This is a genomic window from Staphylococcus sp. HMSC06C11, from assembly GCF_001808345.1.
In the GTDB taxonomy this organism is placed as follows: Bacteria; Bacillota; Bacilli; order Staphylococcales; family Staphylococcaceae; genus Staphylococcus; species Staphylococcus capitis.
Genome location: NZ_KV793047.1, coordinates 34776 through 58923 on the forward strand (window position 1 = coordinate 34776; position 24148 = coordinate 58923).

A 24148-nucleotide genomic window follows, 5' to 3' on the forward strand; every position below is an offset into this window, starting at 1 on the left:
ATTTTAAATAAATATATTGTTCAAAAATTGTTATCGCAAAATAAAATGCTTTACGCACGAATTTGTGCAACGATAACTAGCCTATGTGCATGTCTATTGGTTTATCTTTTAATAAAATCGTTGATGCCGCATGTCATTGATTTAATGAATGTGTTTTATCATTACTAATTTGTATGAGGTGGAAATATGAAAATATACAGTCAAGGCGACCAAGCTATTGTTGTATCTATTGAAAAAGATGTATCTCAAAACCTTACAGAGGATTTATTAGCATTAAGATCATATTTAATTGATAAAGCATATCCATTTATTACTGAAATTGTACCTACAGAATCTGATTTGATGATTTGCTATGATGCTAGAGACATGATTAAACATCACAATATTCAATCACCATTTTTATATATGAAAGCTTTAATTGATTCAATACAAATGGAAATTAACCACCATGAGGGTGAACAACAACTTATTGAGGTACCCATCGTATATGGTGATGAATTTGGTCCAGACCTCCCTGAATTATTGAAGCATCTTAAACTTAAATTATCGGACTTTATACAATTACATACCGGTGCGAACTACTTTGTTTCAATGATGGGATATTCTCCTGGATTTCCATATTTAACGGGTATGCATAAAAAGTTACATGTTAATCATACGAGTAAACACAAAAAATTTATCCCAGCTGGTTCAGTTATTCTTGAGGGGAAAAAATGTGGAATTGTAACTACTGATACGTATAACGATTGGTTGGTCATAGGATATACACCACTTAAATTATTCTTTCCTAATCAAGAAGATTTTACGTTATTTAAATTAGGGGACAATGTAACTTTCAAAGCGAAAGAGAAAAACGATATAGAGCTAGGAGATTTTAAACATGTCAATCATAATTGAAAATAGTGGGCTATTTAGTAGTTTTCAAGATTTTGGGCGAGATGGTTATGAACATGACGGCGTAATACCTGGTGGGGCTTTAGATGATTTAGCTCATGAAATTGCAAACCGACTTGTAGCCAATGACAAAAATGAAGCTACGCTTGAAATGACACATAAAATGGCAACGATTCGTTTTACTGAACCTGCGTTGATTGCTTTAACTGGTGGTAATTTCAAAGCCGAAACTCAAAATATAAAAGTATACCCTAATAAATTATATCTTATAGAAAAAGGGGAAGTACTTAAATTTAAAGAAACAAGTCGCACCTCACGTGTATATCTAGCAATTGGTGGAGGATTTAAGTTAGATAGATGGCTTGATTCTACGTCTACAGATTTTAATGTTAAAATAGGTGGTTTTAGAGGGAGGAAATTGGAAAACGGGGATGAAGTAGAATTAAAACGCGACTATTCTAAACGTCATATTAAATTATTTGAAAACTTAGCTAAAACACGGACAACGGATTGGGGAATAGATGGATATGCACTATCCTTTAACTACATTTCAGACGTATTTCATGTAGTTAAGAACAAAGGTACCGAGGATTTTAAGAAGGATGCTATTCAACGTTTTACGTTAACTGATTATAAAGTATCTAGTAAAACGAATAGAGTAGGAATGTTATTAGATGGTCAGAAAATCAAAGCCTATTATGATGATATGCCGGCACATCAATCAGTTAAAAAAGGAACAATACAAGTTAAAAGAGATGGTACACCTATCGTCTTATTAAATGATCACTATACATTAGGAAGTTATCCTCAAATTGGAACAATAGCAAGTTATCATTTAACAAAGTTAGCTCAAAAACCTCAAGGGTCTAAATTAAAATTCCAATTTATAGATATTGAAACAGCGGAGAAGAATTTGATTAAGTATAGTAACTGGTTAAACCAGCTGTTTCATGGTATTGAGTATCGTATGCAACTTGAAATGATGAAATAGCTAGTTGAAGAGGATAAATTAAAGTTTTTTATTAGCTAGTACTAAAGTATGATGAAATGATTGGGATAAATAATTATAATTAGATATTGTTTTATAAAATCTTTGAGTCGCACAACTATTTGATTTATTTGTATTAGTGACAATAACATACTTTTATATCGTGTTTTTACTTGATATTTGTAACACATTACTATATATTTATAAATTGAACTATGTATTATTGTTACAATATGATTACAAACATCATAATTTCTTAATAAAAAGTTAACATCTTTAAAGAATGAGTTAGTACTAAACTTTATTACGAACTAGCTTACATTGAATTATTAATAATGAATTTTATAAAATGAATAAATAGTTATCAAACACTGAGCCAATGGAACATTAAAGGAAATAAAAATAACCAGTAAATATTGAATTGTCGGAAAGCGACAATATATCATTTTGATAATTAAGTATTAAATCCAAAGTACGTATTAAGTTTTATAATTAATTTCTGATTATCAACTTTGAAATTTTTTATTTGATTATTAAACATTGTGATAAATGTATAAAAATGATTTATTACTATTAACGGAGGAAACAAACATGAGTTTACCCAAAAAGAAAATTAGTCTTTTTGCGTTCTTCTTATTAACGGTATTCACGATTACCTTGAAGACGTATTTTTCATATTATGTTGATTTTTCTTTAGGTGTTAAGGGATTAGTTCAAAACTTAATATTACTTATGAATCCTTATAGTTTAATTGCACTAACTTTGAGTGTGTTCTTATTCTTTAAAGGTAAGAAAGCTTTCTGGTTCATGTTTATTGGGGGATTCCTATTAACGTTTCTACTTTATGCAAACGTTGTGTACTTCCGATTTTTCTCAGACTTTTTAACATTTAGCACATTGAACCAAGCAGGTAACGTTGAATCAATGGGTGGCGCTGTCGGAGCATCATTTAAATGGTACGACTTCGTTTATTTCATTGATACGATTATTTACCTTATTATTTTAATTTTTAAACGTAATTGGTTGGATACAAGAGCATTTAGTAAGAAATTTGTTCCAGTTGTAATGGCAGCTTCAGTGGCATTATTCTTTTTAAACTTAGCATTTGCAGAAACAGATAGACCTGAATTATTAACTAGAACATTTGACCATAAATATCTTGTTAAATACTTAGGTCCTTATAACTTTACTGTTTATGATGGCGTGAAAACAATCCAAAACAATCAACAAAAGGCACTTGCTTCTGAAGATGATTTAACCAAAGTTTTAAATTATACAAAGCAAAAGCGCACTGAACCAAATCAAGAGTATTATGGTGTAGCGAAAAAGAAAAATATTATTAAAATACACTTGGAAAGTTTCCAAACTTTCTTAATTAACAAAAAGGTAAACGGTAAAGAAGTTACCCCATTCTTGAATAAATTATCAAGTGGTAAACAAGACTTTACTTATTTCCCTAACTTCTTCCATCAAACTGGACAAGGTAAAACATCCGATGCTGAGTTTACTATGGATAATAGTTTATATGGATTACCACAAGGTTCTGCATATTCACTTAAAGGCGATAACACTTATCAATCATTACCAGCTATTTTAGACCAAAAAGAAGGTTACACTTCAAACGTTATGCACGGTGACTATAAAACATTCTGGAACCGTGACCAAGTGTACAAACATTTTGGTATTGATAAGTTCTATGATGCAACATATTTTGATATGTCTGATGATAATATTGTTAACCTTGGTCTTAAAGATAAACCGTTCTTTAAAGCATCAGCTGACTATCAATCTAAAATGAAAAAACCGTTCTACTCTCATATGATTACATTAACGAACCACTATCCATTCACATTGGATGAAAAAGATGCATCAATTGATAAACCTAACACAGGTGACACAACAGTAGACGGTTATATTCAAACAGCACATTATCTTGACCAAGCTTTAGAAGAGTACATTACTGATCTTAAGAAAAAAGGTCTTTACGATAATTCAGTTATTATGATTTACGGTGACCACTATGGTATCTCTGAAAATCATAACAACGCTATGGAAAAACTATTAGGTGAGAAAATCACTCCAGCTAAATTTACTGATTTAAACCGTACTGGTTTCTGGTTGAAAATACCTGGTAAATCAGGTGGTGTAAATAAAGAGTATGCTGGCCAAATGGACGTTATGCCAACAATTCTGCACCTAGTAGGTATCGACAGTAAGAACTACTTAATGTTTGGTACAGACATGTTCTCTAAACAACATAATGATGTTGTACCATTTAGAAACGGTGACTTTATTACTAAAGATTATAAATACGTAAATGGTAAGCTTTACTCAAATAAAGATAATGAATTACTAACGAAGAAACCTAAGGACTTCGACAAGAATAAGAAACAAGTTGAGAAAGATCTTGAAATGAGTGATAGCGTTCTTAACGGTGACTTATTCAGATTCTACAAAAATCCTGACTTCAAGAAAATTAACCCATCTAAGTATGAATACAAAACAGGTCCTAAAGGTAACGAGAAAAAATAATACTACACATCAATCTGGATTGAGTAGCTTAACCAAGTTTACTCAATCCAGATTTTTCCATTTCACAAAAAAAGAGGGCTATCAGATTCTTCGCGTATCGCGAAACAATTTATCTGATAGTCCTCTTTTTTATATAAGCAAAAATTAATCTAAATTAATTAATGTAACTTAAATACAACTAACCCAGAGCAACATCAAGTATCATCATAATCGTAAACCCAATCATTAAGCTCATTGTAGCTAAATCAGTATTATTACTTGATTGAGAATCTGGGATAAGTTCTTCAACGACGACAAAGATCATCGCACCAGCGGCAAAGGCTAATGCATAAGGTAAAACGGGATTTACAACTAAGATAGCAGCTGCACCAATTGTTGCAAAAATAGGCTCAACAATAGCTGAAGCTTGCCCATAATTGAAAGATTTCAATCGAGAAGCACCTGCAGCTCTGATTGGCATGGATAATGCAGCACCTTCAGGAATATTTTGAATACCAATACCTATAGCAAGACCTATTGCACCTAAGAAAGTGGCTTGTCCATTACCTGAGACAACGCCTCCAAACGCTACACCAATTGATAATCCCTCGGGAATATTGTGTAGCGTAATTGCTAATACAAGTAATGTATTTTTACCGAGTGATGTTTTCACACCTTCACGCTGTTGATTTTTATCTTGAGCATTTTGATGAATATGAGGAATAACATAATCTAATGCTCGAATAAAGAAGCCTCCAAGAATAAAACCTATTGCAGCAGGAAGCCATGGAACCGAACTTCCTTTACTCGATTCAATAGCAGGTTCTAATAAGGACCAAAAACTTGCCGCTATCATAATACCTGCTGCAAAACCTTGCATTGAGTTTAAAACTTTATCATTTACCTTCTTAAACACAAAAACAGCTGCCGCACCAAGCGCAGTTAATAACCACGTGATGATACCAGCTGTGAGTGCTTGAATATATGGTGGCAGATTTTCAAAGAATTGTGCCATAAGTATGTCTCCTTGTATCATTTAAGTCTAAAAAGGTGTATAATATATAGAACTGAATTAAGCTTAACAAAATTATTTTAAAAATTCGATAGTTGACAATATTCTTTATTTGAAAAGGAAGATAAGCATGGAAGCATATAAAATTGAACATTTAAATAAATCCTATGCAGATAAAGTCATATTCGACAATTTAAATTTATCTATCTCAGAACATGAAAGAATTGGTCTTGTAGGAATTAATGGTACAGGGAAGAGTACATTACTCAAGGTTATCGGTGGCATAGATGAAGATTTTACTGCAGATATTATTCACCCTAATCAATATCGAATACGTTATTCATCTCAGAAGCAAGATTTAGATGGAGATATGACAGTATTTGAAGCAGTATTAAGTTCGGACACACCTACATTAAGTATTATTAAAGCATACGAAAGTGCTGTAAATGCTTATGCAGCTGATCAAAGTGAAACAAAATTAAATACTATGATGCGTGCGCAAGAAGCAATGGATAGGAATGAAGCGTGGGACTATAATGCTGAAATTAAAACGATATTATCAAAATTAGGCATTAATGATACTAATAAATATGTTCGAGAGCTTTCAGGTGGTCAACAAAAACGCGTTGTTCTAGCTAAGACGCTTATTGAACAACCAGATTTATTGCTACTTGATGAGCCCACAAACCATTTAGATTTTGAGTCCATTAACTGGTTAATTAATTATGTAAAACAATACCCGCATACTGTTTTATTTGTAACTCACGATCGTTATTTCCTAAATGAAGTATCTACTCGTATCATTGAATTAGATAGAGGGAAGTTAAATGCATACCCAGGTAATTACGAAGATTACATAGCAATGCGTGCTGAAAATGAGATAATTGAACAAAAGCAACAGCAAAAGCAAAAAGCACTATATAAACAAGAATTAGCTTGGATGCGAGCGGGAGCTAAGGCGAGAACAACAAAACAACAAGCACGTATTAACCGATTTAATGATCTTGAATCAGAAGTAAAGAGTCACCATTCTCAAGATAAAGGAGAATTGAACCTTGCATATTCTAGGCTTGGTAAACAAGTTTATGAATTAGATCATGTAACGAAGTCGATTAAAGACAGAGTATTATTTAAAGATATTACTGAAATTATTCAAAGTGGGCAACGCATAGGCGTTGTAGGGCCTAATGGCGCAGGTAAAACAACATTACTAAATATACTAAGTAATGAGGACCATGACTTTGATGGAGAGTTAAAGATTGGGCAGACTGTTAAGGTAGCCTATTTTAAACAAACAGAGGAAACGTTAAATCGCGACATTAGAATGATTGATTATTTACGTGAAGAAAGTGAAGTGGCTAAAGAGAAAGATGGAACTTCGATTTCTGTCACTCAATTATTAGAGCGATTCCTATTTCCAAGTTCTACTCATGGTAAGAAAATTTATAAACTATCCGGTGGAGAACAAAAAAGACTTTATTTATTACGTCTATTAGTACATAAACCTAATGTACTTTTACTAGATGAGCCAACAAACGATTTAGATACTGAAACGCTCACTATTTTAGAGGATTATATCGATGATTTCGGTGGTTCTGTAATAACTGTTAGTCACGATCGATATTTTCTTAACAAAGTTGCACAAGAGTATTGGTATATTCATGATGGTTACATGGAAAAAATCAAAGGTACATTTGAAGATTATGAGGCTTATAAGAAAGAACAAGATAGGCAAACATCATTAGCTAAACAATCTGCACAACAATCTAAACAACAGGCGCAAACAAGAAAGAAATCAGGGTTATCTTATAAAGAAAAATTAGAATACGAAACAATTATGACACGTATTGAAGAGACGGAAGAAAGATTGGAAGTCATTGATGAAGAAATGGTAGCCGCCAGTGCGGATTATGGCAAAATCAAAGAACTAAATGAAGAAAAAGAACAACTTGAACAAACATATGAAGCAGACATCACAAGATGGAGTGAACTTGAGGAAATAAAAGAACAATAAGGGGAATGAAATCATGCAAGAAACTTTATCGCATTATTTTGGTTACGAAACATTTCGACCTGGACAAAAGGAGATTATAACCAAAATATTAGACCATCGCAATACGCTTGGAGTTCTTCCAACCGGTGGCGGTAAATCAATATGCTATCAAGTACCAGGACTAATGCTTGGAGGCACGACGATTGTTATAAGTCCACTTATTTCATTAATGAAAGACCAAGTTGATCAGCTCAAAGCGATGGGCATCAAAGCTGCTTATTTAAACAGTAGTCTGACTCAGAAGCAACAAAAAGAGGTTGAACAAGAACTTAAGCAGGGTGACATTCAATTCTTATATGTAGCACCTGAGAGATTTGAGAACTCTTATTTCTTAAATTTACTTCGAAAAGTTAATATTCATTTAGTTGCATTTGATGAAACACATTGTATTTCTAAATGGGGTCATGATTTTAGACCAAGTTATCAAAGTGTTATTCACAGAGTATTTTCTTTACCTCAAGATTTCACGATTGTAGCGTTAACAGCTACCGCTACGGCTGAAGTTCAACAGGACATTATGGAAAAGTTAAACATCGGCAAAAATGACGAAATTAAGACGAGCACGAAACGTCGCAATTTAATTTTCAGAGTGAACCCAACGTACCAACGTCAAAAATTTGTAGTGGACTACGTGACTAGTCATGAAGGACAAGCAGGTATTATTTATTGTTCAACTCGTAAACAGGTTGAAGAGTTAAATGAAGCTTTAGAAAATGAAAACGTTAAAAGTACAATTTATCATGCTGGTCTCACAAATAAAGAACGTGAAGAAGCGCAAAACGATTTTCTATACGATCGTGTAGAAGTGGTTGTCGCAACAAATGCCTTTGGAATGGGAATAGACAAATCAAATGTGCGCTATGTTGTTCATTATAATATGCCTGGAGATATAGAATCTTATTATCAAGAAGCTGGACGTGCTGGTCGTGATGGTTTAAAAAGTGAATGTATCCTATTATTTAGTGAACGAGATAAGGGCTTACATGAGTATTTTATTACTGTTTCACAAGCAGATGAAGATTATAAGGATAAAATGGGTGAAAAACTCACTAAAATGCTTCAATATACAAAGACTAAGAAATGTCTCGAGGCAACGATTGTGCATTACTTTGAACCAAATGAAAATTTAGAAGAATGCGATCAATGCAGTAACTGTATACAAGAAAATAAAACATATGATATGACACGTGAAGCTAAAATGATAATAAGTTGTATAGCTAGAATAAAACAACAAGAGAGCTATAGCGTTATTATTCAAGTATTAAGAGGCGAAATTACAGACTATATAAAATACAATGATTACGATCAACTTACAACTCATGGGTTGATGAAAAACTACACTACATCTGAATTAGCGCATTTAATTGACGAGTTACGTTTTAAAGGTTATCTCAATGAAAATGATGAAATCCTCATATGTGATAATTCAGTTAAAGATTTACTTAATGATAGTACGAAAGTTTATACTACGCCGTTTAAACAAAAAAGCAAAGAAAAGGTTTATATCAATACGGTCGAAGGTGTCGATCGCGCACTTTATAGTGAACTTGTTGAAGTACGTAAACAACTTAGTGATAAATTAGATATCCCTCCAGTGAATATTTTTTCTGATTATACACTTGAAGAATTTGCGAAACGTAAACCAGAAACTAAACAAGAAATGATTTCAATAGATGGAGTAGGAAGCTATAAATTGAAGCATTACTGTCCAAAGTTTTTAGAAAAAATACAGACCTATAAAACAAGTATATAATACATTATCCTAACAACGACAAAGTCTATCTTATCTAGATTTTGTCGTTGTTTTTAAATTAACGCGTAATTTTTGAACTATTGATGATATCACTTTTGCAAAAATAAAATACTCTCTTCTAAAACGCCCATAAATATATTTGATTCATATACTATTTTTAATAAGTGTAGAAAATTTAAAAAATTCAATAATATAAAGCTTAATAAAATGTTATTTTCTCATTAAAAGTGATTTAATAGGGAATATAGATTAAAAATTGTCTACTTTTAGTAGAATGAACGAAGGTGAAATTGTGATTAAATTTAAGAATGTTACGAAACGATATGGGAATAATACAGCAGTAGATAATGTAAGTTTTAATATCAAAGAAGGGGAATTTTTCGTGTTAATTGGACCATCAGGGTGTGGAAAAACGACAACACTTAAAATGATTAATCGCTTAATTCCATTAAGTGAAGGATATATTTATTTTAAAGATAAACCTATTAGTGATTACCCTGTATATGAAATGCGTTGGGACATTGGATACGTCTTACAACAAATTGCTTTATTTCCACATATGACTATAAAAGAGAATGTTGCACAAGTACCTCAAATGAAGAAATGGAAAGATAAAGATATCGATCAACGTGTAGACGAATTATTAAATATGGTTGGTTTAAAGCCTGAAAAATTTAAAAACCGAAAACCTGATGAATTGTCAGGTGGACAGCGCCAACGAGTAGGAGTGGTAAGAGCTTTAGCAGCAGATCCTCCTGTTATTATTATGGATGAACCATTTAGTGCCTTAGATCCTATAAGTAGAGAAAAATTACAAGATGATTTAATTGAGCTACAAACTAAAATTAAAAAGACTATTGTCTTTGTTACACATGATATTCAAGAAGCAATGAAATTGGGAGATAGAATTTGCCTATTAAATGATGGTCATGTTGAACAAATTGATACACCACAAGGTTTCAAAGATCATCCTCAAACTGACTTTGTAAAACAATTTATGGGAAGTCACCTTGAACAACAATCTCAAAACAGACTGACTAATATAAAAATTAAAGAATTAAATATACATCGTCCTTTAGAAGGAATGTCAGATACATCAAGTTATCCTGAAGTGAATGAGAATCAGAAAGTAGAGGACATTTATCATCTTCTAGCACAAACAGATGCTGTTATTGTTAATGATAGTAACAATCAAAATCAGTATTTACTAAAACGTGAAGACATCTTCAACTATTTAGCTGAAAGAAAGGAGAACGTCACACATGCATGAGTTTCTAAATACGTTAAGTGGTAGAAAAGGACAACTTCTTTCTACGATTATTGAACACATCCAAATTTCATTTATCGCATTATTAATTGCAACTATTATTGCAGTACCTTTAGGAATACTATTAACGAAAACTAAAAAAATATCAGAGATTGTAATGAATATCGCTGCGGTATTACAAACTATCCCTTCTCTAGCATTATTAGGTCTGATGATACCAATATTTGGGATTGGACGAGTGCCTGCAATCATTGCTTTAGTTGTATATGCATTACTGCCTATATTGCGTAATACATACACTGGTATAGAAGAAGTAGATCCATCTTTAGTTGAAGCGGCTAAAGGTATTGGCATGAAACCAATTAGAAGACTTACGAAGGTAGAGCTACCTATTGCGATGCCTGTTATTATGGCAGGTATACGTACTGCAATGGTATTAATTATCGGAACTGCTACTTTAGCAGCACTTATTGGTGCTGGTGGTTTAGGGGATCTTATTTTACTAGGTATAGATCGTAATGATAGTTCACTTATTTTAATTGGTGCGATTCCAGCAGCGTTATTAGCTATTATTTTCGATTTAATATTAAGATATATGGAGAAGCTTTCATATAAGAAAATAATAATTACTCTTGGTGCAATTGTACTAGTTATTTTATTAGCAATTGTAATTCCACTGTTTGCACAAAAGGGTGATAAGATTACACTTGCGGGTAAATTAGGTTCAGAACCTTCAGTTATTACTAACATGTATAAAATCTTAATTGAAGATGAAACAGATGACACTGTTGATGTTAAAGATGGGATGGGTAAAACATCGTTCTTATTTAATGCCTTGAAATCTGATGATATAGATGGTTATTTAGAGTTTACGGGTACTGTGTTAGGTGAGCTTACTAAAGAAGACTTAAAATCTAAAAAAGAACCAGCAGTATATCAACAGGCAAAGACAAGCTTAGAGAAGAAAGATCACATGACGATGCTTAAACCAATGAAATATAATAATACGTATGCGTTAGCAGTTAAACGAGACTTTGCAAAGAAAAATAATATTAAGACGATCGGCGATTTACAAAAGGTTGAAGATAAACTTAAACCAGGATTTACATTAGAATTTAACGATCGTCCTGATGGTTTTAAAGCCGTTAAAAAGGCTTATAATCTTAATATTTCTAATGTGAAAACAATGGAACCAAAGCTGCGTTATACAGCTGTTGAAAAAGGAGACATTAATTTAATCGATGCGTATTCAACAGATGCTGAATTAAAACAATATAATATGGTTGTGTTGAAAGACGATAAACACGTATTCCCACCTTACCAAGGTGCACCAATGTTTAAAGAAAAATTCCTTAAAGAACATCCTGAAGTTAAGAAACCACTGAATAAATTAGCTGGAAAAATTACAGATGAACAAATGCAAGAAATGAACTACAAAGTAACAGTTAAAAAGCAAGATCCTTATAAAGTAGCCAAAGATTATTTGAAAAAAGAAGGGTTAATTAAATAATATTTATTGAATTCCTGACACGATGAAATGTCAGGAATTTTTATTTATCAGCCATTAAAGGTTCATTGATTTTAAAATGCATTATTGTTTATAATTAATATTAAGTTTTTGAAAATTTCAGTCAATTTAGAGGGGGATGCTCAACTATGAAAAGTCAGTTAAATCAATTATGTGCATATGAACCTGGTCTTTCTCCAGAAGCATTAAAAAAAGAGTATGGTATTGAGGGTGAATTATTCAAATTAGCATCAAATGAAAATTTATATGGACCTACGCCAAAAGCCAAAGAAGCAATCAAGCAACATTTAGATGAGCTATATTATTATCCCGAAAGTGGCTCACCAAGTCTAAGAAAAGCTATTAGTAAACATTTAAATGTCGACGAATCACGTATTTTATTTGGGGCCGGCCTTGATGAAGTAATATTAATGATTTCAAGAGCGGTGTTAACACCTGGAGATAAAATTGTGACGAGTGAAGCTACTTTTGGACAGTACTATCATAATGCTATCGTCGAGTCAGCCGAGGTTGTTCAAGTTCCACTTAAAGAGGGTGGGTTTGATCTAGAAGGTATCCTACAAAGTATTGATGATCATACAGCTCTAGTTTGGTTATGTAATCCTAATAACCCAACTGGTACATATTTTGATCAAGAAACGCTAAATGATTTCTTGGAACGTGTGCCGAGTCATATTCCGGTATTAATTGATGAAGCGTATGTTGAATTTGTAACTGCACCAGATTTTCCTAACACTTTAGAGTTACAAGAAACATTTGAGAATGCTTTTTTACTGCGCACATTTTCTAAAGCTTATGGCTTGGCTGGATTAAGAGTAGGTTACGTAGTTGCTTCTTCTGATGCTATTGAAAAGTGGAACATCATTAGACCACCATTCAACGTTACTAGAATCTCAGAATATGCAGCAATTGCTGCACTAGAAGACCAAGCGTATTTGAAAGAAATTACTCATAAAAATGCTATAGAACGTGAGAAATTTTATCAAATTCCTCAAAGTAAGCACTTTTTACCAAGTCAAACTAATTTCATCTTTGTAAAAACCAACAATAGTAAAGCGTTATATGATGAGTTACTAAAGGTAGGATGTATTACTAGACCTTTTCCGGATGGTGTAAGAATTACGATTGGATTTCCTGAACAAAATAAGAAGATGTTAGAAGTATTAAAAGACTTCAATTATTAAGATGTTCTAATATTTATATATTTAAAAGTTAAAAGGGTGTAGTGCAGAATGAAGATTTTTGAATGAATACTGTGCTACACTTTAATATTTGCTATACTAAATCATGTATTTAAGTTTCAAAATCATTAGGGAGTGTACTTTAGAATGTCTCGAAAGAAAATAGCTATAGATATGGATGAAGTCTTAGCTGATACGCTAGGTGAAATTATTGATGCAGTAAATGAGAGAGCAAATCTTGGGATTTCCATCGAATCTTTAAATGGTAAAAAATTAAAACATATGATGCCTGAACATGAAGGATTAGTGACTGAAATATTAAGAGAGCCAGGTTTCTTTAGACGTTTGAAAGTGATGCCACACGCTCAAGACGTAGTTGAAAAATTAAATCATCATTATGACGTATATATAGCTACAGCAGCAATGGATGTGCCAACATCATTTCATGATAAATATGAATGGTTATTAGAATTCTTCCCATTCTTAAACCCACAACACTTTGTATTTTGTGGGAGAAAAAATATTGTGAATGCTGATTATTTAATAGATGATAATCCAAAGCAACTTGAGATTTTTGAAGGTAAATCAATTATGTTTACAGCATCTCATAATATAAATGATGATAGATTTGACCGTGTAAGTGGTTGGAAAGACGTTGAAGATTATTTCTTAGGTAACTAGAATTTCTTTATAAAACATATAAACGGCAACTTCTAATTGTTATTTCAATAGAGGTTGCCGTTCACTATTATTCAAAACTTTATGTTTTCTTATTTAAAATTGATTTATATTCATGAAGTTGCGAGTAAATAATTAACTTTATTTAAATCAAATACTTAGCCTAAATAAATCAACTTATGATTTACCAAATTCTGGAAAAGTAAGAAGTTGTATTGCTTTAGGTAAAACTTCAATTTCAATAGGTGTTTCTAAACTAATCTCACCATCTATATCGACTTTCATATTAGGTTCAGTGGATAGAGAAATATGTTGACCTGGAATATGGTCTATGCCCTCAGTAATTTCATTCCAATTCATACTATCTCTTTTCTTAAAAATATCATTTAAAATACTAAAACTTTGATCATCGAATATAAACGTATCAACTTTTCCATCTTGAGGAGAGAGGTCAGTTAAAGGAACGCGTCCGCCACCGATATTTGGGCCATTAGCTATAAGAAGCATAGAGGTATTACCAGTTTCTTCTCTTCCATCAACGTTGAGCTTAAAGTTGAATTTACTAGGATTCATTAGTGTTTTTACTGTTGATCCAATATAACTTAGCTTGCCAAAAACATCCTTAGAACCTTCTTGGACATTCTCAGCATTTTGAACTATTAGCCCTAAACCAACAAAGTTAAGGACAAATGTATCATTAACTTTCATTACATCATATGAACCAACTTGTGCTGAAAGTAATTGGGAACTTGCATTTTTAAAGTTAGAGTCTAAGTTTAATGTTTTAGTGAAGTCATTAAATGTTCCACCTGGGATAATACCCACTGGTAATTGTAAATCGTGTTGCATGACACCGTTTACCAGTTCATTAACAGTACCATCTCCACCTAAAATAAATAATATATCTATTTCTGAACCATATTTATCATTCTTAATAGATTCACAGTATTTGATAATGTCGCCTTCGTTTTCACTTAACTGAATTGATAAGTGCTTACACATTGAACTAAGTGATTTAGTCACCTCACCAAGTCCTTCATATATATCTTTTAAGCCACTATGTTCATGATAAAACAAGACACCATGGTTATATTTATTTTCCATTTTGAATGCCTACTTTCGTAAAATTCTCTTAGTTTAAGGGTTACCCTTTTTCGAGTAACAAAAGCAAATAATTAGAAATTATAACTATTATAAAATAAAAAAACCACAAGTCGAAAATAATCGACTTGTAGCTAGAGATACGATTAACGAATGCCTTTCATCGCTTTTATAATTTTAGGACTGAAAGCAAGAATAATAAATGTAATTATAGCTGTAGTAACACCTAAGAAAATGAAGTAATTCGTTTGACCCAATGGATCTATTAATTTAACTAATGTACCATTAAATGCTTGAGCAGATGCGTTTGTTAATAACCATAAACTCATCATTTGAGCATTGAATGCTTTCGGTGCTAATTTTACTGCTGCACTATTACCAGTAGGAGAAAGACACAACTCACCAACGACACATATGATGTATGAGAGAATTACCCAGTTTACTGAGAAATGCGTGTTTCCGTAAATATTACCAATAATACCCATCATAATATATGATGCGCCAGCCATTAAAGCGCCTATAACAAATTTCATTGGTAGGCTAGGTTGACGTTTACCTAATTTTTGCCAAACTGCAGATACGACTGGTGCAAATAATAAGATAAACAAAGGATTTATTGATTGGAAGATGGCTTCACCGAAGTTTGTTTTCCAACCAAATAAATTTAATTTCATATCTGAATGCTCTATACCATAAATATTTAATACGTTAGAGCCTTGTTCTTGTATTGCCCAGAAAAGCATACCTAAAATAAATAAAGGAATAAAAGCTTTTACACGTGAACGTTCAATATCAGTTACTTCTTTACTACGAATCATAGTAGTGAAATAGATTATTGGTAATGCAATACCTAAAACGAGTACTGAATTACTAACTAAATCGAATGATAATGTATGAGTTATGTAAGAAATGATAACTACTATCGCTATAACTACTGTAATCATCGCTATAATTATACTGTATTTTTTCTTTTCAGTTGGTGATAGTGGATTTGTTGGTTTCATGCCTACACTACCTAAATTTTTGCGATTAAATAATACGTACCAAACTAAACCTAATGCCATACCAATAGCAGCAATTAAGAATCCGCCATGGAAGTTTTTAACATTAATGAAGTGTTGCAAAATAATAGGTGAAACAAGTGCGCCAAAGTTAACAGACATATAGAAGATTACAAATCCTGCGTCCATTCTCACGTCATTTTGTGGATACAAACGACCTACAATATTTGAAATATTTGGCTTCATTAAACCTGAACCAACAATAATAAAGAACATAGAAGCGAATAGGCCAAACATTGCAAATGGTAAACTTAAACAGATATGTCCGATAATTATTAAAACTGCACCTATTAAAGTTGCACCACGTGTCCCTGTAATTCTGTCCGCAATCCAACCTCCTGGAATAGAAGACATATATATTAAAGCCCCGTATACAGACATGATAGACATTGCCGTAGTTTTATCGATTCCAAGTCCATGATCTTGTATCGCAAAATACATATAAAAAATAAGCATCGCTCTCATGCCGTAGTAGCTAAAACGCTCCCAAAACTCTACGAAAAAGAGTACGCCTAAACCTCGAGGATGCCCAAAGAATCCATGTTGAGGTATTTCTTGAACTGCTTGCTCATGGGAATTATTCGTTGTCATAATATCATCCCATCCTTTCTTCCCCTAATACCATATTTAATTGTTTAAAAACGATTGTACTATTGTAAATAATAAGTTTCAACAATTTTCAAAAAATAATATGAATATTCAGTCAATTTATAGATTTTACTACATTTATAAGATAATATGTGTCTTTATTTGATTAATTATAAGCATGTGTAGAAATAAATCAATATAAATAAAATACGCTTTAACGCGTCAAAGTGCAATACTTTTTTTATCAAATTTGAAAATAATTTTTTATAACAAAAATCCTCCATTAAACATTTAATTTTAATGGAGGATAGTGGTATTTATCGATTATCAATCTTTTCAGGATACATATCGTGATTCATCAAACGATGTTCAGCCATCTTTTCATATTTAGAATTAGGACGGCCATAGTTTGTATATGGGTCAATTGAGATGCCACCTCTAGGTGTGAATTTACCCCAAACTTCAATATAATGAGGATCCATAAGTTCAATCAAATCATTCATAATTATATTCATACAATCTTCGTGGAAGTCACCATGGTTTCTAAAGCTAAATAAATATAGTTTCAATGATTTAGATTCAACCATTTTGACATTAGGGATATATGAAATATAAATTGTTGCAAAATCTGGTTGGACTGTAATAGGACATAACGATGTAAACTCTGGACAATTAAATTTGACGAAGTAGTCACGACCTTGATGCTTGTTATCAAAGGTTTCTAGAACATCTGGTCTGTAATTAAAATCATACGTATTGTTTTGATTTCCTAGTAAAGTAATATCTTGAAGTTCATCTTTTTGACGTCCTTGTGCCATTTAATTTAGCTCCTTTAACTTTCTTTTATATTTGATTCTCGTCGTGCCTTTTCAAACATATAGTAACTTGCGCTAATAATAACAACATAACCTAAAGTAGCTAACATATCTGGTGTTTCTCCGAATAAGATGAAACCAAATAATGCTGTGAATATTATAGAAGCATATGTGAAGATTGAAATGTCTTTAGCAGGCGCAAAGCTATATGCAAGTGTGATACCTATTTGTCCAACAGCTGCAGATAAACCTGCACCAAGCAAGTATAAAACTTGGACAGTTGTCATAGGTTCAAATGTGAAAATTGAGAATGGTATTAAGACAACAACTGAGAATAATGAGAAATAGAATACAATTGTATAAGGTTTTTCACGTGTACTAAGTGCACGAACACATGTGTAAGCTGACGCAGCAAATATACCTGAAAATAAGCCGGCTATTGATGGAATCACTGATGATGAAAATTCAGGTTTAACAATGAGTAACATACCTAATATAGCGATAATCATCGCTGATATTTGATATTTACGAACCTTCTCATGTAAAAAGATTAAACTTAGGAGAATTGTCCAGAAAGGATTCAATTTCATTAGTGTATCGGCATCACTAAGTACCATATGGTCAATAGCGTATATATTCAGTAATACTCCTATGAGACCTAGTGTAGAACGTGAAATCAATAAAGGTTGGCTACTCAGTTTACCAAATATAGGTTGCTTATATTTTATGATAAAAAATAGAGGTATAAACATAGCTACTAAATTTCTAGCTAAAGATTTTTGGAAGACAGGTAAGTCTCCAGCAAGTCTGAAGAATACAGACATAAAACTAAATCCAATAGCAGAAATTAAGATAGCAATAATACCTTTTACTTTTGGATTCAATATTATCGCCTCAATACAATAAGTTTAACGTAACTATATTAGCATAAATAAAGGAGCTATGCATGAGTACTTGCAAATTAAAAAGAGACGTTTTATAATAATAACACGAACACATGTTCTGTTAGTAAGTGCTAGACTATTAAGCAACTCAATTGTGGGTAATGAAAGTGATTAATATTCAAATTGGTATATATATGTTGCATACTATCATATTGAGATTTTACCAGGTCACACAATGAACAGGTACGTCTAAATTTTAGTAAAATGCAAGCAAAGAAACTTGAAAAAATTTTTTTATTCAGAATATTAGTCTTTAAACACGTAGTGGTGCACTTTCTAAAAATTTTAGTTTTTTCGTCATTAAACTTTAACTTTCATTAAACATTCTACTTATGTATAATGAAACACAGAATATAGTATGAACTTTTAAAACCAAACACTATATATAGTGTTTGGAGTTTAAAAGTTCATACTGGGAAATTAATAAATTTTAATGCAAAATCACACTAATTCAAATGATAAATCATTGCAAAATTAGTAATCAGTTACAAATAAAGCAATTTATCATTTAGTATTATTTAAGTTTTAAGTACTATATGTAGTGGTTATAAACTTAAAGACATACTAAAGGCATTAAAATAAATTTTCTTTTACAAGAAATAAGAATATTTAGAAATTAAAAATCAAAACGGTTTACACCTCTATAGTAGTGGTGCTTTTATTTTTTGAGTTTGTGAATGCTCAATATAGACACGACAACTAAAGATTGAAGAAAGAAGGTGATCCAATGAAAGTAGTATATTTCTCATTTTCTGGAAATGTTAGACGTTTTATAAAGCGAGCAGAAATTGATGACACGTTAGAAATTACTCAAGACAATTGTACGGAACCAGTAAATGAACCATATATATTAGTTACTGGCACTATTGGATTTGGAGAAGTGCCACAACCTGTTCAATCTTTTTTAGAAGTTAATCACGCTCAATTACAAGCGGTAGCTGCAAGCGGAAATCGTAATTGGGGGCAAAATTTTGCTAAAGCAGGCCGTACAATCTCAGAGGACTATGATGTTCCTCTACTTATGAAATTTGAAGTACAAGGTACGAACAATGATGTAATTGAATTTAAGGATAAGGTGGGTAATTTCAATGAAAACCATGAACGAGAAGAAATACAATCATATTGAACTAAATAATGAAGTAACGAAGCGGAAAGATAATGGTTTCTTTGATTTAGAGAAGGATCAGGAAGCATTAAAAGTTTATCTTGAAGAAATCCACGATAAAACAATTTATTTCGATGATGAAATTGAACGTTTACATTACCTTGTGGATAATGACTTTTATTTCAATGTATTTGAGAAATACTCTGAAGAAGAATTACGAGAAATTACTGAATATGCTAAGTCAATCTATTTTCAATTCGCTAGCTACATGTCTGCAAGTAAGTTCTATAAGGACTATGCTTTAAAAACAAACGATAAAAGTCAATTTTTAGAAGACTATAATCAACATGTTGCAATTGTTGCCCTTTATTTAGCTAATGGTGATACTAAACAAGCAAAACAATTTATTTCTTCTATGGTTGAACAACGTTATCAACCAGCAACGCCTACTTTCTTAAACGCAGGTCGTGCACGTCGCGGTGAGCTCGTTTCATGTTTCTTATTAGAAGTTGATGATAGTTTAAATTCTATTAACTTTATTGATTCAACAGCGAAGCAACTAAGTAAAATTGGTGGCGGTGTCGCTATTAATTTATCAAAATTACGTGCCCGTGGAGAGGCAATCAAAGGTATTAAAGGTGTTGCTAAAGGTGTATTACCAGTAGCTAAAGCACTTGAAGGTGGATTTAGTTATGCCGATCAATTAGGTCAAAGACCTGGTGCAGGTGCTGTATATTTAAATATTTTCCATTATGATGTGGAAGAATTTTTAGATACTAAAAAGGTCAATGCTGATGAAGATTTACGTTTATCTACAATTTCAACAGGTCTTATTGTTCCTTCTAAGTTCTTTGATTTAGCTAAAGAAGGTAAAGACTTCTATATGTTCGCCCCACATACTGTAAAACAAGAGTATGGTGTGACATTAGATGATATTGATTTAGAGAAATATTATGATGATATGGTTGCTAATCCTAACATTGATAAGAAGAAAAAAGATGCACGTGAAATGTTAAATACAATTGCACAAACTCAACTACAATCTGGTTATCCGTATTTAATGTTTAAAGATAATGCAAATAAAGTACATGCCAACTCCGATATTGGTCAAATTAAAATGAGTAATTTATGTACAGAAATTTTCCAATTACAAGAGACATCTATTATCAATGACTATGGTACACAAGATGAGATTAAACGTGATATTTCTTGTAATCTTGGCTCTCTAAACATTGTTAATGTTATGGAATCAGGTAAATTCAGAGATTCTGTTCACACTGGTATGGATGCACTTACTGTAGTGAGTGATGAAGCTAATATACAAAATGCTCCAGGTGTTAAAAAAGCTAATAGTGAGTTGCACTCAGTAGGTCTAGGTGTAATGAACCTTCATGGATATTTAGCAAAAAATAAAATCGGTTATGAGTCTGAAGAGGCGAAAGACTTTGCTAATATATTCTTCATGATGATGAACTATTATTCTATAGAACGTTCAATGGAAATAGCTAAAGAACGCGGAGAAAGCTATCAAGATTTTGACCAATCAGATTATGCTAATGGCAAATACTTTGAATTCTATACTTCACAAGAATTTGAGCCACAATTTGAAAAAGTTCGCCAGCTATTCGATGGTTTAAATATTCCAACATCAGAAGATTGGAAAGCTCTACAAAAAGAAGTAGAACAATATGGTCTTTATCATGCTTACCGTTTAGCTATTGCACCTACTCAAAGTATTTCATATGTGCAAAATGCAACAAGCTCTGTAATGCCTATTGTAGATCAAATTGAGCGTCGTACTTATGGAAATGCTGAAACATTTTATCCAATGCCTTTCCTATCACCTGAAACAATGTGGTATTACAAATCAGCATTTAATACTGATCAAATGAAATTAATCGATTTAGTTTCAACAATACAAACACATGTAGACCAAGGTATTTCAACAATTCTATATGTAAATTCAGAAATTTCTACACGTGAACTTTCAAGATTATATGTTTACGCACACTATAAAGGACTAAAATCACTTTATTATACACGTAACAAATTACTTAGTGTAGAAGAATGTACAAGCTGTGCAATCTAATATTTTAAATTAAATAAAATGCTAGAAATTTCAATCACTGCTAATTATGTTTATCATATTTAGTGTGGTTGAAATTCTCTATGCAATACATAATAATGACAGGAGGATTTACATGAAAGCGGTCAACTGGAACACCCAAGAAGATATGACGAATATGTTTTGGCGTCAAAACATCTCACAAATGTGGGTCGAAACAGAGTTTAAAGTTTCAAAAGATATAGCAAGTTGGAAAACATTGACAGATTCTGAAAAAGAAACATTTAAAAAGGCTTTAGCAGGATTAACAGGGCTAGATACTCATCAAGCAGACGATGGAATGCCTTTGATTATGTTACATACGACTGATTTAAGAAAAAAAGCTGTATACTCATTTATGGCTATGATGGAACAAATTCACGCTAAAAGTTATTCTCATATCTTCACAACATTACTTCCGTCTAGTGAAACGAACTATTTGTTAGACACATGGGTAATTGAAGAACCTCATTTAAAATATAAATCAGATAAAATTATCGACAACTATCATAAGCTTTGGGGAAAAGAAGCATCAATTTTTGATCAATATATCGCAAGAGTATCAAGTGTATTCTTAGAAACGTTCTTATTTTACTCTGGTTTCTACTATCCGCTATACCTTGCTGGTCAAGGTAAAATGACGACTTCTGGTGAAATTATTCGTAAAATCTTATTAGATGAATCAATTCACGGTGTTTTCACTGGTTTAGATGCTCAAAGCTTACGCAATGAGCTGTCAGAGAGTGAAAAGCAAAAAGCAGATCAAGAAATGTATAAGTTATTAAACGAACTTTATGATAATGAAGTATCTTATACACACTTATTATATGATGATATTGGTTTAACTGAAGATGTACTTAACTATGTTCGTTATAATGGTAATAAGGCTTTATCTAACTTAGGTTTTGAACCTTATTTTGAAGAACGTGAATTTAATCCAATTATCGAGAATGCTTTAGATACATCTACTAAGAACCATGACTTCTTCTCAGTAAAAGGTGACGGCTATACGTTAGCATTAAATGTTGAAGCGTTACGAGATGAAGACTTTGTATTCGATGAATAATAAATATTAACCTAATAAGAAGAAAAACCTTTAGTTTACAATACTTACCGTGTTGTATAACTAAAGGTTTTTTGATTTTTATATAATAAAAAGGTTAAGCAAACTCAATTGCTTAACCTTAGTTACAAAATGACTATTAAAAACTTTTAAAGTAAGTTATATTTCAAAATACAAATGATAGTGAAATTTACATCTACTATTAAAATGTGCTTTGCATTTAGGACACACTTCAACCATCATGTAGTCGTGAATACTCATTTCATGGTTGCACACACCACACATAATAACTTTTCTATCAAATTCTTTTTCAGTCCATCTTTGTATAGAATGTGATTCATGTTCATCATGACATTTATAACAAGGATAATATTTGTCACAACATTTAAATTTAATTGCAATAACATCTAAAAAAGAGTGATAGTGAGTACATCTTGTCTCTTTATCAATGACTGAACCGTGAATATTAGGCATAGATTAGATGTACCTCCTTTTAAAATTAACTTTTAGGGTGTTCTCCAATAATACGTACTTCTGTATTTAATTCTACATCAAATTTATCTTTAACAGTTCTTTGTACGTGGTGAATTAAATCTTCGTAATCTGTTGCCGTACCTTTATCTACATTAACCATAAAGCCAGCATGTTTTTTAGATACTTCTACGCCACCGATGCGATGACCTTGTAAATCAGAGTCTTGAATTAATTTACCAGCGAAATGGCCAGGAGGTCTTTGGAATACACTTCCACAAGAAGGGTATTCTAATGGTTGTTTTGATTCTCTTCTTTCAGTTAAATCATCCATTTTAGCTTGAATTTCATCTAAATGACCTGGCATTAAAGTGAACGCTGCTTCAAGTACAACAAGATGTTTCTTTTGAACAATACTATTTCTGTAATCTAGCTCTAATTCTTCATTAGTTAACTTGATTAAATCACCTTTCTCATTAACGCATAGCGCATAGTCGATACAATCTTTAACTTCACCGCCATATGCACCAGCATTCATAAATACAGCACCACCGATTGAACCTGGAATACCACATGCAAACTCTAAACCAGTAAGAACATGATCTCGTGCAACTCTTGAAACATCAATGATTGCAGCGCCACTACCAGCGATAATCGCATCGTCAGAAACATCAATATGATCTAATGATAGTAGACTTAGAACGATGCCTCTTATTCCACCTTCACGTATGATAATATTTGAACCATTACCTAAATATGTAACAGGAATATTATTATTATAAGCGTAAGCTACAATTGCTTGCACTTCTTCATTTTTTGTTGGGGATAAATAGAAATCTGCCTCTCCGCCAGTTTCAGTATATGTATAACGTTTGAGAGGTTCATCAACTTTAATTATATTGTCGGGAATAATCGACTTTAAATCATTTAAGATGTCACTTTTATTCAACGGTTTGTACATCCTTTCTCATCTTCTTAATATCATTATTATTATATCAACTTTAATAGTTATTTGCGAAATTTGAATATAT

General features: G+C 32.0%; 19 protein-coding genes. 12 read left to right on the top strand and 7 right to left on the bottom strand.

Annotated elements, in window-relative coordinates; all coding sequences use genetic code 11:
- Window positions 1–186: 186 nt before the first annotated feature.
- The 3 genes from HMPREF3154_RS08580 to ltaS all read left to right on the top strand — a co-directional run bounded on the left by HMPREF3154_RS08580 (window position 187) and on the right by ltaS (window position 4414).
- Window positions 187–897 (top strand): 5-oxoprolinase subunit B family protein, encoded by a 711-nt coding sequence (locus HMPREF3154_RS08580; protein ID WP_002433099.1) that lies wholly within the window; start codon window positions 187–189, stop codon window positions 895–897.
- On the top strand, window positions 881–1885 hold the full coding sequence (locus tag HMPREF3154_RS08585) for a 5-oxoprolinase subunit C family protein (RefSeq protein WP_002433206.1): 1005 nt from the start codon (window positions 881–883) through the stop codon (window positions 1883–1885). Before HMPREF3154_RS08580 ends, HMPREF3154_RS08585 begins: the two co-directional genes overlap by 17 nt.
- A 588-nt stretch (window positions 1886–2473) precedes the next feature.
- Entirely contained in the window at window positions 2474–4414 is a 1941-nt protein-coding gene (ltaS, locus tag HMPREF3154_RS08590) for a polyglycerol-phosphate lipoteichoic acid synthase LtaS (RefSeq protein WP_002433215.1), read from the top strand.
- Between the two features lie 178 nt (window positions 4415–4592).
- On the opposite strand, the gene HMPREF3154_RS08595 is transcribed toward ltaS, so the two are convergent.
- The gene (locus HMPREF3154_RS08595) at window positions 4593–5408 is read right to left on the bottom strand and encodes a ZIP family metal transporter (RefSeq protein WP_002433109.1); all 816 of its coding nucleotides are present in this window, start codon (window positions 5406–5408) and stop codon (window positions 4593–4595) included.
- Between the two features lie 121 nt (window positions 5409–5529).
- Here HMPREF3154_RS08595 and HMPREF3154_RS08600 point away from each other — a divergent pair, with 121 nt between their 5' ends.
- From HMPREF3154_RS08600 to HMPREF3154_RS08625, 6 genes are all read left to right on the top strand, one after another.
- Entirely contained in the window at window positions 5530–7419 is a 1890-nt protein-coding gene (locus HMPREF3154_RS08600) for an ABC-F family ATP-binding cassette domain-containing protein (RefSeq protein WP_172969465.1), read from the top strand.
- A gap of 10 nt (window positions 7420–7429) precedes the next feature.
- Entirely contained in the window at window positions 7430–9211 is a 1782-nt protein-coding gene (recQ, locus tag HMPREF3154_RS08605) for a DNA helicase RecQ (RefSeq protein ID WP_176744663.1), read from the top strand.
- Window positions 9212–9503: 292 nt separating this feature from the next.
- Window positions 9504–10481, top strand: coding sequence for an ABC transporter ATP-binding protein (locus tag HMPREF3154_RS08610; RefSeq protein ID WP_030063472.1), 978 nt, complete (start codon window positions 9504–9506; stop codon window positions 10479–10481).
- Window positions 10474–11988 carry an ABC transporter permease/substrate-binding protein gene (locus HMPREF3154_RS08615; RefSeq protein WP_070474656.1) on the top strand — a complete coding sequence of 505 codons (1515 nt, stop codon included), beginning with the start codon at window positions 10474–10476 and terminating at the stop codon, window positions 11986–11988. The genes HMPREF3154_RS08610 and HMPREF3154_RS08615 overlap by 8 nt, the downstream gene beginning before the upstream one ends.
- Before the next feature lie 146 nt (window positions 11989–12134).
- Entirely contained in the window at window positions 12135–13190 is a 1056-nt protein-coding gene (hisC, locus tag HMPREF3154_RS08620; RefSeq protein ID WP_049428777.1) for a histidinol-phosphate transaminase, read from the top strand.
- A gap of 144 nt (window positions 13191–13334) precedes the next feature.
- Window positions 13335–13868, top strand: a complete 534-nt coding sequence (locus HMPREF3154_RS08625; RefSeq protein ID WP_002433463.1) for a 5' nucleotidase, NT5C type — start codon at window positions 13335–13337, stop codon at window positions 13866–13868.
- A gap of 174 nt (window positions 13869–14042) precedes the next feature.
- Here the strand turns inward: HMPREF3154_RS08625 and HMPREF3154_RS08630 are convergent, their stop codons facing one another.
- The 4 genes from HMPREF3154_RS08630 to HMPREF3154_RS08645 all read right to left on the bottom strand — a co-directional run bounded on the left by HMPREF3154_RS08630 (window position 14043) and on the right by HMPREF3154_RS08645 (window position 18314).
- Entirely contained in the window at window positions 14043–14969 is a 927-nt protein-coding gene (locus HMPREF3154_RS08630; RefSeq protein ID WP_002433375.1) for a diacylglycerol/lipid kinase family protein, read from the bottom strand.
- A 143-nt stretch (window positions 14970–15112) separates the two neighbouring features.
- On the bottom strand, window positions 15113–16618 hold the full coding sequence (locus tag HMPREF3154_RS08635; RefSeq protein WP_030064705.1) for a peptide MFS transporter: 1506 nt from the start codon (window positions 16616–16618) through the stop codon (window positions 15113–15115).
- Window positions 16619–16932: 314 nt separating this feature from the next.
- Window positions 16933–17433 carry a preQ(1) synthase gene (gene queF, locus HMPREF3154_RS08640; RefSeq protein ID WP_070474659.1) on the bottom strand — a complete coding sequence of 167 codons (501 nt, stop codon included), beginning with the start codon at window positions 17431–17433 and terminating at the stop codon, window positions 16933–16935.
- A gap of 14 nt (window positions 17434–17447) precedes the next feature.
- Complete coding sequence (locus HMPREF3154_RS08645) at window positions 17448–18314, bottom strand: DMT family transporter (protein ID WP_002433090.1); 867 nt, start codon at window positions 18312–18314, stop codon at window positions 17448–17450.
- Between the two features lie 787 nt (window positions 18315–19101).
- On the opposite strand from HMPREF3154_RS08645, the gene nrdI reads away from it, so the two are divergent.
- The 3 genes from nrdI to nrdF all read left to right on the top strand — a co-directional run bounded on the left by nrdI (window position 19102) and on the right by nrdF (window position 22649).
- Window positions 19102–19500, top strand: coding sequence for a class Ib ribonucleoside-diphosphate reductase assembly flavoprotein NrdI (gene nrdI, locus HMPREF3154_RS08650; RefSeq protein ID WP_023350668.1), 399 nt, complete (start codon window positions 19102–19104; stop codon window positions 19498–19500).
- On the top strand, window positions 19463–21568 hold the full coding sequence (gene nrdE / locus HMPREF3154_RS08655; RefSeq protein ID WP_070474664.1) for a class 1b ribonucleoside-diphosphate reductase subunit alpha: 2106 nt from the start codon (window positions 19463–19465) through the stop codon (window positions 21566–21568). The genes nrdI and nrdE overlap by 38 nt, the downstream gene beginning before the upstream one ends.
- 112 nt (window positions 21569–21680) lie before the next feature.
- The gene (gene nrdF / locus HMPREF3154_RS08660; protein ID WP_002433452.1) at window positions 21681–22649 is read left to right on the top strand and encodes a class 1b ribonucleoside-diphosphate reductase subunit beta; all 969 of its coding nucleotides are present in this window, start codon (window positions 21681–21683) and stop codon (window positions 22647–22649) included.
- Between the two features lie 156 nt (window positions 22650–22805).
- Here nrdF and HMPREF3154_RS08665 read toward each other — a convergent pair whose 3' ends face one another.
- Both HMPREF3154_RS08665 and murB read right to left on the bottom strand, forming a co-directional pair.
- On the bottom strand, window positions 22806–23120 hold the full coding sequence (locus HMPREF3154_RS08665; RefSeq protein ID WP_030064710.1) for a CHY zinc finger protein: 315 nt from the start codon (window positions 23118–23120) through the stop codon (window positions 22806–22808).
- Window positions 23121–23145: 25 nt separating this feature from the next.
- Entirely contained in the window at window positions 23146–24078 is a 933-nt protein-coding gene (murB, locus tag HMPREF3154_RS08670) for a UDP-N-acetylmuramate dehydrogenase (protein ID WP_002433388.1), read from the bottom strand.
- Window positions 24079–24148: the final 70 nt, after the last annotated feature.